At 41.2% G+C, this 14559-nt stretch carries 15 protein-coding genes and 1 other annotated feature (1 of these 16 running past the window's edge); of the genes, 10 read left to right on the plus strand and 5 right to left on the minus strand.

Features of this window, described 5'->3' with window-relative positions; all coding sequences use genetic code 11:
* Positions 1-23 precede the first annotated feature (23 nt).
* Positions 24-806 (plus strand): YfkD famly protein, encoded by a 783-nt coding sequence (locus tag EV579_RS16610; protein WP_133744874.1) that lies wholly within the window; start codon positions 24-26, stop codon positions 804-806.
* A gap of 113 nt (positions 807-919) precedes the next feature.
* Here the strand turns inward: EV579_RS16610 and EV579_RS16615 are convergent, their stop codons facing one another.
* The 3 genes from EV579_RS16615 to yfkAB all read right to left on the minus strand — a co-directional run bounded on the left by EV579_RS16615 (position 920) and on the right by yfkAB (position 3826).
* Positions 920-1639 (minus strand): YebC/PmpR family DNA-binding transcriptional regulator, encoded by a 720-nt coding sequence (locus EV579_RS16615; RefSeq protein ID WP_003218036.1) that lies wholly within the window; start codon positions 1637-1639, stop codon positions 920-922.
* Between the two features lie 221 nt (positions 1640-1860).
* Positions 1861-2697, minus strand: a complete 837-nt coding sequence (locus EV579_RS16620) for a mechanosensitive ion channel family protein (protein ID WP_025093505.1) — start codon at positions 2695-2697, stop codon at positions 1861-1863.
* A gap of 7 nt (positions 2698-2704) precedes the next feature.
* Entirely contained in the window at positions 2705-3826 is a 1122-nt protein-coding gene (gene yfkAB / locus EV579_RS16625; protein ID WP_041106321.1) for a radical SAM/CxCxxxxC motif protein YfkAB, read from the minus strand.
* 146 nt (positions 3827-3972) lie between these two features.
* Between yfkAB and EV579_RS16630 the strand changes: the two genes are divergently transcribed.
* Positions 3973-4164, plus strand: coding sequence for an SE1561 family protein (locus EV579_RS16630; protein WP_012009274.1), 192 nt, complete (start codon positions 3973-3975; stop codon positions 4162-4164).
* Positions 4165-4265: 101 nt separating this feature from the next.
* Positions 4266-5057 carry a delta-lactam-biosynthetic de-N-acetylase gene (gene pdaA, locus EV579_RS16635; RefSeq protein WP_133744875.1) on the plus strand — a complete coding sequence of 264 codons (792 nt, stop codon included), beginning with the start codon at positions 4266-4268 and terminating at the stop codon, positions 5055-5057.
* Positions 5058-5149: 92 nt separating this feature from the next.
* Here the strand turns inward: pdaA and corA are convergent, their stop codons facing one another.
* A complete protein-coding gene (gene corA / locus EV579_RS16640; protein ID WP_025093503.1) occupies positions 5150-6109 on the minus strand; it encodes a magnesium/cobalt transporter CorA in 960 nt (319 codons plus the stop codon).
* Positions 6110-6243: 134 nt separating this feature from the next.
* A complete protein-coding gene (locus EV579_RS16645; protein ID WP_024425256.1) occupies positions 6244-6753 on the minus strand; it encodes a hypothetical protein in 510 nt (169 codons plus the stop codon).
* A gap of 434 nt (positions 6754-7187) precedes the next feature.
* Between EV579_RS16645 and EV579_RS16650 the strand changes: the two genes are divergently transcribed.
* From EV579_RS16650 to EV579_RS16680, 7 genes are all read left to right on the plus strand, one after another.
* On the plus strand, positions 7188-8057 hold the full coding sequence (locus EV579_RS16650) for a DNA-3-methyladenine glycosylase family protein (RefSeq protein WP_024425255.1): 870 nt from the start codon (positions 7188-7190) through the stop codon (positions 8055-8057).
* Between the two features lie 102 nt (positions 8058-8159).
* Positions 8160-9545 (plus strand): 23S rRNA (uracil(1939)-C(5))-methyltransferase RlmD, encoded by a 1386-nt coding sequence (gene rlmD, locus EV579_RS16655; protein ID WP_133744876.1) that lies wholly within the window; start codon positions 8160-8162, stop codon positions 9543-9545.
* A 136-nt stretch (positions 9546-9681) separates the two neighbouring features.
* Positions 9682-10092 (plus strand): DUF6508 domain-containing protein, encoded by a 411-nt coding sequence (locus tag EV579_RS16660; protein WP_044334677.1) that lies wholly within the window; start codon positions 9682-9684, stop codon positions 10090-10092.
* 39 nt (positions 10093-10131) lie between these two features.
* Positions 10132-10647, plus strand: coding sequence for a hypothetical protein (locus EV579_RS16665; protein WP_044334679.1), 516 nt, complete (start codon positions 10132-10134; stop codon positions 10645-10647).
* 161 nt (positions 10648-10808) lie between these two features.
* Positions 10809-11636, plus strand: a complete 828-nt coding sequence (locus tag EV579_RS16670) for a MerR family transcriptional regulator (RefSeq protein WP_133744877.1) — start codon at positions 10809-10811, stop codon at positions 11634-11636.
* Positions 11637-11662: 26 nt separating this feature from the next.
* Positions 11663-12850, plus strand: a complete 1188-nt coding sequence (locus EV579_RS16675; RefSeq protein WP_133744878.1) for an MFS transporter — start codon at positions 11663-11665, stop codon at positions 12848-12850.
* A 252-nt stretch (positions 12851-13102) separates the two neighbouring features.
* Complete coding sequence (locus EV579_RS16680) at positions 13103-14284, plus strand: DUF1835 domain-containing protein (protein WP_133744879.1); 1182 nt, start codon at positions 13103-13105, stop codon at positions 14282-14284.
* 74 nt (positions 14285-14358) lie between these two features.
* Positions 14359-14559: a binding site (T-box leader), on the plus strand; it runs 24 nt beyond the window's last position.

The following is a 14559-nucleotide window of genomic DNA, read 5'->3' on the forward strand; positions in this document are numbered from 1 at the left end:
AATGAATGAGAAAGAGTGATGATATGAAAAAGATGCTCCGCATCATGTTTGTTGTTCTCTTATCCTTAAGTTTTCTATACAGCTTTCCAGCAGAAGCGGCAAAGCAATTTAAAGTGCCATCCTCTGTCGCCAGTATCTCCAAGGAGAATACGTATCCAAACGCGTCACAGGATCAGCCGCTGCTCCAGCCGAGCGAGCTGACGGCTGAATTGTTCAAAACAACAAGTGTACCGATTGAGAACACTCATTTGATTAAAATGCTGAATGAATCCAGCATTTCAGGGACGCCATTAGCTGTTGGATACCGTGCGACCGTTTTCCTCGGGAGATGGGCGCTGAGCTACGATTCAAACGAAACGGTCGCCAACTGGGAATACAAAAAAGTGAATACGAACCACATTGATAACAGAGGCGGCAACAAAACAGCCATTGGAAAATACGTTCAAAAGCAGCAAGTGAAAGTAAGCGGAGGCCTCACAGCAAAAGTGCCGAACCCAGAAGATGTGAAAACATTGATGATGCAAAAAGCGATTCAAAAAACAAAGCTGCCCCTCGCTTTTGACACCGTGATTGGTGCAGGAACAAAACGAGATCAGTCATACCACGTCTCTCCGAAAAAAGCAGCATCGCTTCATGCCTATGCACCAGCGATTAACGAAAAAGGTAAGGTCACATACGGAGAAGTGTACCTTGTACTAAAAGGAAATAAACGAAAACTCGTCGTGAAAAACGTGACCTCACAAGGAATCGGCGCTTGGATTCCTGTTCAGGATCACTTGACGTTTGGGTTTCAAGGGATGAATTAATCTCCTTTTATCAATAGAAGAGACATTAACGCTTTATCCATGATTTTTAAAGAAAATATAAAAAGCCATAGTAGAAGTTGAATGAACTCAACGACTACTATGGCTTAAATTTTTTATTCCCCTAAATCCACATTATGATAAACCTGCTGCACGTCTTCAAGCTCTTCTAATACATCGATCAGCTTTTCAAATTGTGCTTTTGATTCATCATCTAACGTCACTTCGTTTTGCGGGAGCATTGTGATTTCAGCGACAGTGAATTCTTCTACGCCGGCTTGTTTGAATGCTTCTTGTACTTGATGGAATTGATCTGGTTCAGCGTACACAATCACCGTTTCATCTTCTTCCATGATGTCACGTACATCAACGTCTGCTTCCATTAAAAGCTCAAGCGTTTCTTCTTCACTTTTTCCTTCGACACCGATGACAGCTGTTTGGTCGAACATGTAGGCAACAGAGCCGCTTACGCCCATGTTTCCACCGTTTTTCCCAAATGCTGCTCGAACATCTGAAGCTGTACGGTTCACGTTATTGGTGAGGGCATCAACGATCACCATTGAACCGTTTGGACCAAATCCTTCGTAGCGCAGCTCATCGAAGTTCTCTTCCGCACCGCCTTTGGCTTTTTCAATGGCACGGTCCACAATGTGTTTTGGGACACTATATGTTTTTGCACGTTCTAGGACAAAACGAAGTGCTTGGTTTGATTCTGGGTTTGGCTCACCTTGTTTGGCAGCCACATAGATTTCACGCCCGAATTTTGCGTAAATACGACTTGTACTGGCATCCTTTGATGCTTTCTTTTCTTTAATGTTGTTCCACTTACGACCCATCTTATTCACTCTCTTTCACTTAGAAAATACACAGTATGAGGGTCCCCATGCTGCATGAAATCATTCTGCTATCTATTATACATGAATCAGTCAAGAGGATAGAAGTAAGAGGGCTGGAATGAAGAGAATTGTTAGCGAATGTTCAAGTGTTCCATGTTTCTCGCAAGCCCGAGTCAGCCCGGCTACTTGTATATAAAAAAATAACCCCATCATAAATGAGGTTATTTTGCAGGCTGGGGATAAGCGAGATCCTCAAGCAATTTGACATCATGCTGATGAAGTTGTTTGATCATTTCTTTTCGCACAGCGAGGGCGGCTTCGAAGTATTTTTCGTCTTCGACCATTCCCTTTACTGTGATTTCAATCCCGCGATTCAGCTTATTTAAGCCCATAATTCCATGAACCTGAAAGGGTTCAATGGCGTTTTGGAATTCATCTTTTTTAAGAAAATCATGATGCATTTGATTTAAATTGTCACATGCTGATTCAAGTGCTTGAAAGGCGATATCAGGGTTTTGATTCGCGCTAATTAACACAGATTCCGTAATCCGCATGTAGTGCATGTTATAGTTTTGGATTTGCCGGATATCTCCGTTAGAAATGGTTAACAGCTTGCCGCTCCATTCTCTAATTTGCAGAGAGCGGAGACCAATCTCTTCAATGGTTCCATTAAAGAGGTTATTCACCGTCACATAATCCCCTTTATGAATCTGACGTTCATAGATAAGAAAAACGCCTGCTAAAATATCACGAATCAGTGTCTGTGCGCCAAAACCGATGACGATCCCAGCAACACCAGCACCCGCAAGAATTTTCCCGAAGTCATGAAAGAAAAGAGAAATGACATAGAGCACAAAGCAAATCGACGCGGTGTACTGCGTGACCGATTTCACCAAGCTCTCGATCGTTTTCTTCTTCTTGTCCTCTATAAACTCAGTTCGTTTAAAGAAAATTTGAAGGGCTTTGTTAATCATAAAGACGGCAAGCCAAAGAACGAGTCCAACAAGGAGAATTTCAATATATTTATTTTTGACCACTGTCAGAAATGTATCGTCCATCTATCGGTTACCCCCTGGCTGTTCGAGAAGTAAAATCAACATCTTGATAATAGCTGTTTTTCACTAGAACATTCGGACCGAGGCATTGCACGCTCGGGCAATGACAATTCAGTTCTTTTGCTAATTTTGTGTCCATCCAGCGTGTATAGGCTGATTGCAATGTATCAGTTGCAATGTTTCCAAGCGGCGGAGTATCGCCAAAGTCTGTCACAATAATATTCCCATCAAAAATATTCACATTCAACCGTGAGCGCCCATCAGGGTCATTTCGTACCGTGACATTTTTCTCCTGGCGCAATCGGTTGAGGAGACGCTGGTCTTCTTCATCTGTACTGCATGAATAAAATGGCAGGGTGCCAAACAGCATCCAGGTGTTTTGATCACGAATATCAAGCAGCTGATGAATCGCATCCCGCATTTGCGGAAGTGTCAATGATTCAAGGGCGCTGGCGAAATCACTTGGGTACATCGGGTGAACTTCGTGGCGCTGGCATTTCATTTCCTCGACGATTTGCCGGTGGATGTGTTCGATATATGGAAGCGTGCGCTTATTCAGCATGGTTTCAGCGGATACGGTTACGCCCGCTTTGACAAGTGCCTGACTATTTTCAATCATGCGGTTAAATAATTTCTCGCGCTGCTCAAAGGTTGGTTTTCGATCCATCATGGCAAAGCCGACCGTTGCAAACTCTTCGACAGTGCCCCAGTTATGTGAAATGTGAAGGACGTCTAAGTATGGAATAATTTCTTCATATCGCGCCAAATCAAGGGTTAAATTTGAATTGATTTGTGTACGGACGCCGCGTTCATGGGCATACTTTAATAAAGGGACGACATATTCCCGTACAGATTTAAGAGAAAGCATGGGCTCTCCGCCTGTAATACTAAGTGAGCGCAGAAGCGGAACTTCATCTAAACGGCGAAGTAACAAATCAATCGGCAGCGCATTCGGATCCTTAGGCTGTAAGGTATAGCCGACCGCACAATGCTCGCATCTCATGTTACACAGCGTTGTTGTCGTAAATTCAATATTTGTCAGCTTCATTTCTCCGTAATCCTGCACATCAAGATAGGCTTCCCAGGGGTCGTATGCAGGTGTAATCGGACGAAGTGCTGTTTTTTGGTTCATGGTATCTATCTCCTTTTCATTCGGGCAAACGTAGACCCGCCAACAGTTAATTTTAAGCCTCATCACGGTTATACGCAAGGGGGACACAATTGATTTGCAAGGGAAAAAAAGATAAGCTATAAACAAATGCTAAAGGGAGTGTATCGATGGGTAAGGCAGCAGACAGCAAAGAGCAGCAGGTTGATTATTTAAAGAACCGATTAGATATGTTTATGAATGTGATTGATTCATTAGATCCCGAATCAACAGACGTTGAGGATATAGACAGACTGATCCAGATGATTGACGACCTGGAAGCGAAATATGAACGGTTTAAAAACGATTGGAAGGAAGAATAGCTCGCGTGATGCGGGCTTTTTTCTTTAAATTGGCAGGTGAATCGGTGTATGAGTCTCGGTCTTATTCTGCACAATAGAAGAAAAACCGGGAAGTGACGTAAATGAAAAAATACATGCTGATCTGTTTATGTGCGCTTTTTGTTTCCATGCCTCTCTCAGAAGCGGCAGCCGTGTCTAATAAGCCCATCCACTGGGGATTTGCGAAAAGTAAAGAGCACAGGCCGCCGGATGCGGGCAAAGAATTAACGGCACTGTTAAAAAAGTATGAGGCGTTCTATTTAGGCAACACGAAAAAGAAAGAAATTTATTTTACCTTCGACAATGGCTATGAAAATGGGTACACGCCCAAGATCTTAGACGTGCTGAAAAAACATCAAGTACCAGGCACCTTTTTTGTGACAGGTCATTTTGTAAAGGACCAGCCCGGGCTTGTCAAACGTATGGCAGAAGAAGGTCATATCATTGGCAACCATTCCTATCATCATCCTGATTTAACAACAAAAAGTACGAAAGAAATCAAAGAAGAACTGGACCGTGTCAATGAAACTGTGTACAAAATCACAGGAAAACAAGATAACCTCTACCTTCGTCCGCCGCGCGGTGTGTTCAGTGAAAGGGTACTAAAAGAAACAAAACAGCTCGGATACCAAACCGTTTTCTGGTCAGTGGCATTTGTGGACTGGCATATCCATCATCAAAAAGGAAAACAGTATGCTTACGATCAAATGATGAAGCAGGCGCACCCAGGAGCCATTTACTTACTTCATACCGTCTCAAGAGACAATGCCGAAGCGCTGGATGATGCCATCACCGCTCTGAAAAAACAAGGATATTCCTTTAAAAGCCTAGACGATCTCATGCTTGAAAAAGTATGGCATCTGCCACAGCTATAGAAAGAAGCCTGCAGAAGACCTGCAGGCTTTTTGATTATCCCTCTCTATTTTTACGATAAAAAAGAGGGTGATGATTTGAAAAAGAGTCAACACTATTTAAAAATCCTGAACCACCCTTTATGTTTAAACCACAAAAGCATCCCCGAGACGAGGAGACCCATGAATATCAGCACGCCAAAATAGCCGTATTTCCAGTGTAATTCAGGCATGTTGTCAAAGTTCATTCCGTACACCCCAACAATAAAGGTCAGTGGAATAAAAATGGTCGACACAATGGTCAATGTCATCATAATCGCATTCATCCGGTTGGAATTCAGCGTCTGATAGCTGTCTCGTAAATCGGCTGTCATATCACGGTTTGACTCAACAATTTCGGTTAGTTTTAATAGATGATCATAAATATCATTAAAATACGCCTGGCGGTTTGTATCGCTTTTCATCATATTTGTGTTCACAATACGATATAAAAGGTCCCTCATCGGGATAATCGTTCTTCGCAGTTTAAGTAAATCTGAGCGAATCCCGAATACTTCGTTCATCAACGTGCCATACGTTTTATGCCCTTCTTCATCCTCAATTTCATTCAGCCTGTCTTCAATTTGATAAATAATAGGGAAATAATCATCAACAAGCTGATCAATCAGCATGTAGGCTATATGCTCAGGTCCGCTGTTTCTCGCTTTATCAGACCCTTTGAGCTTTCGAATCACACGTTCAACGTACGGTGCTTCCTTCAAATGAAAGGTCACGATATAGTTTTCACCAACAAACAGATCGACTTCCTCAGAACGAAGCGTTTTTTGATTAAGGGCATGCAGCACGAAAAACAAATACCCTTCATAAAAATCAAGCTTGGGCCGCTGTAAATAATGAAAACAATCTTCAATCGCGAGTGGATGGAAATGAAAATATTCCTTTAAAAGCGCTGCTTCCTTTTCCGTTGGCGCATGAAAATCAATCCAATACCAGGCGATATCGGGGCTTGAAAGCTGCTGCAATGTTGCATGTTCAATCAAGTCGCCGTTTTTTGTCACTGCAAGTTTTCTCAGCATGTGCACCCCTCCAGACTTGCATTATATCATGAAGCAGCACCGGTGAACTTATACGTTTTCTTCATAAAAAAAAGCCGATCTCATTTTTGAGATCGGTTCAATGTGCGTGTATGATTGATGGATAAAACCGAGAATTAAGGACGACGGAAGTTGACGAAACCACCATTACGGTCGAACCAGCCTCTAAATGCCCAGTTGATGTAGCCGCCGTCACCTTTGTTTGTGAAAGATCCATTTTCGAATACCCAGACTCCGTACGTAATACTTCCGTATTTCACAGTAGCAAACGTTTTGACGCCGTTGAAACGAGTCTCATAACCTTGGCTTAAGTTAAATACCATGACATTGTATTTTGCGCCAGCAGCATAGAAAGCAGACTCCATTAATCCTTTGACAAAGCCTTCACGGTTTGTGTTAGCATTTGCAGCATTAATTAATGCATTTGCAATACCAAGTACATCAAAGTTAATATTAACGTTTCCTGCAGTTGTAGATGCTTTACCTTCAGCAGCTTTGTTTAAGACAGTTTGCTGAAGTGTAGTAGAAACAGGTGCTGAAGTTTTTGGCTCAGCAGCGTCAGCGAATACTGGCAGTGTCGAAGAAACAGCAGTGGCAAGGGCAACAGAAAGAATTGTTTTTTTCATTGGTCGGATCTCCTTTGTTTTTAAATTTTGGGTCTTCTTTTTTGTAAAATGTGAAACTAAGTGAAGCCGGTCATCAATGAGGTAAATATGTTCCTGCAAGATAAAACAAATGATTGCCTAATCCGCTAATTTCTTTGTTCACCTCCTTGATATGTAATAATTATACAAATTTTTTTGGAATGGAAGATATCACCCAGAGGTTCTATTTCTAATTTAAGGAAAATGAGCCTAAAATGTTGTAGGAGGCTGTCGAATTTTAGCTGAATTCGACTAAAAACTTTCGTCTATCCAAAAGGAGAATGACCACAAATAAGGAAGATATAACTGATAAATTCTTGTACTCTTTATGTTTAAAAGTATTCAATCTAGAGAATCATTCATGCAAAATGAAACAATCACATCTGCGTATGTTTGCAGAAAGGAAGAGGACATGTATGTGGGAAAAACAGCTGGTGGTAGAGCCGCCGTATCATTTCGATCAAGTGCTTAGACGCTTATCAAGTGATCCATTAAAAGCAGTCGATTTGAATCAAAGAGAAATCAAAGTGCCGATCAGATTAAAGCAAAAACCTTATGTGGTCATCGTTCAAGCTACTGGAACAAAAGATGCGCCTACGTTCCGGGTGCGGGCAAACGGTCCCGAGGAACCCCTTCTTTCTGAGGTGAAACGGATATTTGGCATGGAGCATCAATTACACATAATTCAAGACCATTTTTCTCAAACCAATCTAGCGCCCATTTTTGAGCAGCATATCGGAACGCCGCTCATGCTGGATTTCCATTTATATCATTGTTTAATGAAATGTATCATTCATCAGCAGCTTAATCTTTCGTTTGCTTACGAGCTCACGAAACGATTTGTCCATACGTACGGAGAGCAAATAGAAGGTGTATGGTTTGATCCTTTACCAGAAACCATTGCCTCTCTTGAAACAGATGATTTGAGAAAGCTTCAATTTAGTCAGCGAAAAGCAGAATATGTCATCGATGTATCGAAACGAATTGTGAGCGGCTCACTTTGTTTAGAGGAATTACACGATTTATCTGATTTGGAGGTGGAAGAGCGATTGCTTCCGATTAGAGGGATCGGACCTTGGACGGTTCAAAATGTGCTCATGAATGGGCTTGGAAGACCAAATCTTTTTCCGATGGCAGATATCGGCATTCAAAATGCAATCAAACGGCACTTCGACCTGCCTGAAAAACCGACAAAAGAAGAGATGTCAGCGCTAAGCAAGGAATGGACCCCATATTTAAGCTACGCTTCTTTATATTTATGGAGAAGCATTGAGACAGATAAATAAATGAAAGGCATTTTCTCTCTTTGTCTAAGACGTGGTATACTAATGAGATGGAATAAAATGAAGACAACCTATTAAGGGTTCAAATAGAACGGAGAGAATAAAGTGAAAGAAAAACAGCAAGGTGCCCTTTTGCAAAAGGGACAGCAGTTCCCGCTTACCATTAAACGCCTTGGCATTAATGGTGAAGGGGTCGGTTATTTTAAAAAGCAAGTGGTCTTTGTCCCAGGTGCACTTCCAGGTGAGGAAGTGGTCGTTGAAGCAACGAATGTCCAAGCAAAATATGCAGAAGGTACAGTGAGGAAAGTGCGAAAGCGCTCCGAGCATCGAGTCAAACCGCCATGCCCAGTATACGAACAGTGCGGCGGCTGTCAGCTTCAGCATTTGGCGTATGAGCAGCAGCTAAATGAAAAGCGTGATATTGTCATTCAATCAATGGAGCGCCATACAAAGCTATCGGTTGAAAAGCTTGATATTCGGCCAACGATCGGTATGGAAGATCCGTGGCATTACCGAAACAAAAGTCAGTTCCAAGTAGGTCGTTCTCACAGCGGAGACATCATTGCAGGACTTTACGGATTGAATTCTCATAAGCTTGTTCCGATCAAGGAATGTATCGTGCAGCATCCAAAAACGAACAAAACAACGGGCGTTGTCCGCAAAATTTTAGAGAAATTCGGCGTATCTGTCTACAATGAACGGACAAGAAAAGGCGACGTACGCTCGATTGTCGTGCGTGTCGGCTTTGAAACAGGTGAAGTACAAGTCGTTCTTGTCACATCAAAACCTGAATTTCCAAAGAAAAAAGAAATCGCAGAAGCCATTCAAAAACGACTGCCTGAAGTGACGTCTATCATGCACAATATCAATGGTGAAAAAACGTCGGTTATCTTCGGCCATAAAACATCTCACCTAGCTGGCAATATGGTCATTCAAGAATTTTTAGGAGACGTCTCCTTTGAATTGAGTGCTCGTGCTTTCTTCCAATTGAATCCAAAGCAGACGCTAAAGCTTTACGATGAAGCGAAAAAAGCGGCCAAATTGACAGGTAAAGAAAAGGTTGTCGATGCGTATTGCGGTGTTGGGACCATTGGGATGTGGCTTTCAGAAGGCGCCAAAGAAGTACGAGGAATGGATGTCATCAAAGAATCGATTGATGATGCCAAGAAAAATGCCAAAAAACACGGCATGAAAAACGCGACCTATGTAACAGGAACAGCTGAACATTGGCTGCCAAAATGGGTCAAAGAAGGCTTCCGTCCTGACGTCATCGTCGTCGACCCGCCAAGAACAGGCTGCGAGCGCACCTTCTTAGACACCGTCAAACAAGTCAAACCAAAACGCTTTGTCTACGTCTCTTGCAACCCATCCACACTAGCAAAAGACCTTCAATACATGTCAAAAGACTACAAAATCGAATACATGCAGCCAGTTGATATGTTTCCGCATACGGCGCATGTAGAGACCGTTGTATCAATGGTAAGAGTGTAAAAAAGTGAAGTGAATAAAACTGTCCGTGATTTGAATACTGGTGTCTAGCTGGTAGGATAATCACGGATTTTTTTATATACTGATCCGTAGGTGTCGATCAGAGTAAACCATATGAATGAGGTAGAGGAGGATGGAAATGAGTCAATTCGAGATTCTAACAAAATACATACCGATGCTCCGCGAGGACCATATCGGAGAATGGGTGATCGACCAAGAAAATGATGGAACAGCTGAACGCCCAATCCAGATGCCTTTTGTGCATTATTCTGAAACGGTCCAACGCTTTATCGAAGATGTCTATATCTTTGCGGAACAACATCAAGAGCTGGAGCTTATCCGCTACAGAGAAATCCTCAAAGAAAATGGCATTGAAGGTGGATTGAACGATATCGAGAATGTGGACCTCTCACATTTAAATGCGCAATGTATACTTGCCTTCATCATGGGAGTGGTGAGTGCTGAGCGGTTTTGCGATGGTGCCATATTGGGTTCTTTTAAAAGTGGAGACATGTTAAAGTATCTTGAAAGATTGGATTGTTTGGAGTAAGAGCGGTGAGCGGTTTATTTCAATTTTTGGAGTGATCATATGAAAAATAAAACAAATGTAGCCGATACTTTTCCTCCTATGAAAATAGAAGAAATTGATCAAATATTATTATATGATCTTGATGCAATAAAAATTGAAAAAGAAGATGAACGTATAAAATTCATCTTACAAGATCCCTATTGTCCTGATAAAAGTCATATTCACAGTGTGTATGTCATTTATAAGAAGTCTATACTCGATTTACTTGAAGGTAGGATTCGTTCTATTCATAGTCATGAATTCATTAATGCTAATAAAAAGGATCGAACGATTTCTAAAGAAGATATTGAGTATGTATTAGAGATGGCCACAGTTGTGGTTCTTGCAAGTGAAAATAGTGGAGTTCTGACAAATTATTTTTATAGTGGAGTCGGTGAAAGGTTAGATCGTATTTTTAATATATGCTTAGGTTATTCTACAGACTTACAAAAAGAGAATAAATTAAGTTTGGAACGATTTATGAATGATATGAAGATTGTTGAGCAGATGGGATTGTTAGAAAAAATTTTAGGATAAGAGGCAAAGCCTAGATTTTAGAGAAATCTAGGCTTTTTGCGCTTTTGAAAAATTTATTCAACTTCATCAAATGATTATGCAAATGAAATTCTTCTGTTGACTTTCCCCTTTACTGAAAGGTTTATACTTTGATCAGATCAACAAAACGGAGGAGATACAGGATGTTTAAAATCGGTGATTTTTCTATGTTAAGTAAGGTCCCTGTCAAAACCTTAAGGTATTATGACCAAATAGATTTATTAAAGCCTAAGCAGATCGATCAAGAATCCGGATACCGGTATTACTCAGCTGAACAGCTGCTTGAGGTCAATCGGATTTTTCTGTACAAGGAATTAGGTTTTACGTTAAAGCAAATGGGTCAGCTTCTTCGTGAAGATATTTCTGTCGAGCAGATTCAGGGCATGTTTCTCTTGAAAGAGAGTGAGATTCAGCAATTGATCGAGAGAGAACAGCAGAAATTAGCGCGTATTAAGGAGCGGATGCACCTCATCAAACGAGAGGGGTGTGTTGAAAAAGAACAGGAGGTCATCATCAAATCGGTTGAAAGTAAAAACATCATGTCTTTTCAATCCAACGGAACTGTTGACGAAATCCCAACATTCTTTCAAACGTTTCATCATTTGTTACATAAACATCCGCAAGACTTGAACTCGGAGCCGCAAATCGTGCTGTGGAGGGAATCACTTGCTCAAGAAAGTGAGTTCGAATTTGAGGTGGGATATTCAGCGAAAGCGCTAAGGGGCTCTCTGCCTCAGGGTATCACGATGCGTACGTTACCAGCTGAAGAAACCATGGCGACGCTCTTATTTCATTCAGATTCTCCATTTGCACAAACTGCTTGTGTTGATCTGGCGACATGGATTGAACATAACGGATACCGCGTGAAAGAAGATCAGCCGGGGAGAGAGATTTATTACCCATTGTCTGAAAATGAAAAAGGAAGACTCATTGAAATTCAAATTCCTATAAAAAATGAAGTCAAATCGTAAACATTGTCCAAAGGAGAAAAGCCACGATGAAAAATAAAGCCGTTGTCTATTTACTTGCTTTAGCAGCCTTTTTAATTGGAACGATCGAATATATCATTACAGGCATTATTCAAATGGTCGCAGATGATTTACAGGTCACGACATCTGCTGCTGGTTTATTGGTCACATCATTAGCGCTCTCAGCAGCAATCGGCGCGCCGATTGTCATTGCACTGACCATCAATATCGACCGCAGAAAAATATTATCATGGATGCTGATCATTTTTACTTTAAGTAATATCATCACAAGTGTCAGCCATTCGTTTGAAATGGTGCTGATGACTAGGGTTTTACAAGGAATTAGTGGGGGGACGGCCATTGTGGTGGCAATGGCAGTGGCCACTCGTCTTGTCGAACGAGAAAAAAGAGGAACAGCGATTGGCATCATTTTAATGGGATTAAGCAGTTCCTTAGTTTTAGGTGTGCCAATCGGGACATTTCTAAGCAGCATGATTGGATGGAAAGCATTATTTGCAGCCATTGGATTGATCACGCTCATTCCGCTGATTGTTGTGTATAGGCGCATACCTTCTATGAAAGAACAAGAACCGGTGACGCTAGGTATGCAATTATCGATATTAAAAGATAAGCGAATTTTGCTTGCAGTGGCAGTTACACTCTTTTATGTAGGCGGATATTCCACTTTATTTACCTATTTAACGCCCTTCCTGCAAGAATCAGCAAACCTTAGCATCACAGAAATCAGCGGCATTTTATTACTAGCGGGAATATGCAGCTTTTTGGGCTCCAGTCTTGGAGGGGTTGCAGCAGATAAAAAAGGCCCAACATTCACGATTTTCTCCGGAATTATTCTACAAATCATCATGCTGATGCTGCTAGCATTTGTGACAGGGAATCTCGTGGTCATGGTGGCGGTGATCATGATATGGATGATTGCTACATGGAGCACATCTCCAGCTCAGCAGCTGTATCTCGTCACACTTGTACCCAAATCTCCTGATATCGCATTAAGTGTCAATACATCATTTATTCAATTCGGATTTGCTTTAGGCTCGGGATTAGGAGGGCTTGTATTGAGCAGGACATCTATACTGCACTTGAGCTGGATCAGCGCTGGAACGGTTCCTCTCGCTTTACTCATGACCATCTTGATGGTGGCGTTTGATCGAATCTCTCAGCAGAAGAGTTTGAAGGTGATGGAGCAAGGAAGGTAACATGAACGATTTCACTAGTGAACATACAAATTTAGTTTTGTATTGTGGGAACTACTTATTTAGGGTAGTTCCTTGGCCCATTTCGTGGGCTTTTTTTTATAAAAATTCTTATTTCTGCACTTCTGCTTTATTACTTCTGTAAATACCTGATCTCCTTGTCATACTTTTGAATGAAATTGACTCGATAGAATTGACGCAAGCACCATGAAGAGGAGAAGATGAAATAAACTGTAAGATAAAGGGAGACGAATAATGATACATATCATATTTGGGGCGGCAGCTGCCGGTAGTTTAAAACAAGCAGTACGTGAAATGAAGCAAGATCAAATAGATGATATCATCGCTTTTGATGATATTTATTCGATTGGACCACTTCTACATTTACACGAACATAAAGGACAAGCGAACCGTATAGAATGGCTGCGTAACGTGATGTCAAATGAATATGGCTATTTTGACGACATGGTCAATGATCAGCACAGAATGCTTCAGCAAATAAAAGAAATAAAAGCTGGCAGTCGTATACTTCTCTGGACAGGCAGTAATGCCCATGAGCAAATTGGCTTGCGATATGCCGTCTATTTATTAAAAGAGAAAAGCATAGAATTGTCAGTAATCAATACAACGACAGCATTTGATCAGCTGTTCAATACAAATACAAGAAGAATGGATATTCGACATTCCGGAGAAATCGCATCTGAAAAATTTAAAATTTTGTATGAGAGTAAAGAGCATATTCACCCAGTGACAAAAGAAGAGAGAGAAAGATTACAAAATGAATGGCTTTCACTTGCTAAAGAAAATCATACGCTGCGGATATGGAAAAAAGGACAAGTGATCAGCGTACCAGAAGATGAATTTGATGCTTATTTAGTGAAAATGGCCAAGCGGGTTCATCAGTCTGAGCCTGAAGAGGAATTCATCAAAACTCCACGTTTAATAGGAGAAATCATCGGTTATTTAGATCAGTATATCGGCGATGATTTTATTGAGTATCGAATCAAGACATTAATTGATCAAGGCATTTTTGACATGAAAGGAAAACGAACTTCCATGCGTTATTACTCAATTAAACTGACAGAGTTCGGTCAGAACTTCAAAAAATGGGTATGCTGTCGAGAGTTTGTAGATCATCCTTTTGTGAAAATTGAAGGAGATTACGGTGAACCTTTTCAGTGTGGGTATTGCGAATGTCATTTAGAAAGAGATGATGTACCAATGAGTGATACTCTTTTCTCAAAGATCTGGAATTGGAACATACAGTATGGCCGCTGGTTTGACGAAGAGACCGATGATTTGCTGCCAAATGGCGTAGACATGGAAAGGAAGTTCAATCAAGAAGGAGAGCGTATCACTGAAGAAGTGAAACGAGCCTTATCTCCTGCGTTTCAAATTGAATACAGCCCAAGTGAATACGCGCAATATTATATTTAAAGAATGAATTTTCTTATCACTGCACAAAATAAAGCTTTACACAATCCATCATCATCATGTAAGATATGGAGAAATTAAAAGCGAAGAAAAGGACATGAGCAATTTTTTACTGGTTACCAGAGAGGGAAGTCACGCTGAAATCTTCCTAACGCAGGAAAGTTGTCTTACCACCTTTGAGCTGTATTGGGGAAATCACAGTATCCGATACCGTCAATGCCACGTTACGGCACCAGAGCCATAAAGCGAATACGCGTTATGGGAATTTGGGTGGAACC

The sequence above is a fragment of the Bacillus sp. BK450 genome, from assembly GCF_004364885.1.
Taxonomy (GTDB): domain Bacteria; phylum Bacillota; class Bacilli; order Bacillales; family Bacillaceae; genus Bacillus; species Bacillus safensis.

Bases quoted from the DNA above. Each gene is read 5' to 3' on its own strand.
- EV579_RS16615 (WP_003218036.1), bottom strand. From the start codon at position 1,639: ATGGGTCGTAAGTGGAACAACATTAAAGAAAAGAAAGCATCAAAGGAT.
- EV579_RS16670 (WP_133744877.1), top strand. From the start codon at position 10,809: ATGTTTAAAATCGGTGATTTTTCTATGTTAAGTAAGGTCCCTGTCAAA.
- EV579_RS16610 (WP_133744874.1), top strand. From the start codon at position 24: ATGAAAAAGATGCTCCGCATCATGTTTGTTGTTCTCTTATCCTTAAGT.
- pdaA (WP_133744875.1), top strand. From the start codon at position 4,266: ATGAAAAAATACATGCTGATCTGTTTATGTGCGCTTTTTGTTTCCATG.
- EV579_RS16665 (WP_044334679.1), top strand. From the start codon at position 10,132: ATGAAAAATAAAACAAATGTAGCCGATACTTTTCCTCCTATGAAAATA.
- corA (WP_025093503.1), bottom strand. From the start codon at position 6,109: ATGCTGAGAAAACTTGCAGTGACAAAAAACGGCGACTTGATTGAACAT.
- EV579_RS16660 (WP_044334677.1), top strand. From the start codon at position 9,682: ATGAGTCAATTCGAGATTCTAACAAAATACATACCGATGCTCCGCGAG.
- EV579_RS16680 (WP_133744879.1), top strand. From the start codon at position 13,103: ATGATACATATCATATTTGGGGCGGCAGCTGCCGGTAGTTTAAAACAA.
- EV579_RS16630 (WP_012009274.1), top strand. From the start codon at position 3,973: ATGGGTAAGGCAGCAGACAGCAAAGAGCAGCAGGTTGATTATTTAAAG.
- EV579_RS16675 (WP_133744878.1), top strand. From the start codon at position 11,663: ATGAAAAATAAAGCCGTTGTCTATTTACTTGCTTTAGCAGCCTTTTTA.
- EV579_RS16650 (WP_024425255.1), top strand. From the start codon at position 7,188: ATGTGGGAAAAACAGCTGGTGGTAGAGCCGCCGTATCATTTCGATCAA.
- EV579_RS16620 (WP_025093505.1), bottom strand. From the start codon at position 2,697: ATGGACGATACATTTCTGACAGTGGTCAAAAATAAATATATTGAAATT.
- yfkAB (WP_041106321.1), bottom strand. From the start codon at position 3,826: ATGAACCAAAAAACAGCACTTCGTCCGATTACACCTGCATACGACCCC.
- EV579_RS16645 (WP_024425256.1), bottom strand. From the start codon at position 6,753: ATGAAAAAAACAATTCTTTCTGTTGCCCTTGCCACTGCTGTTTCTTCG.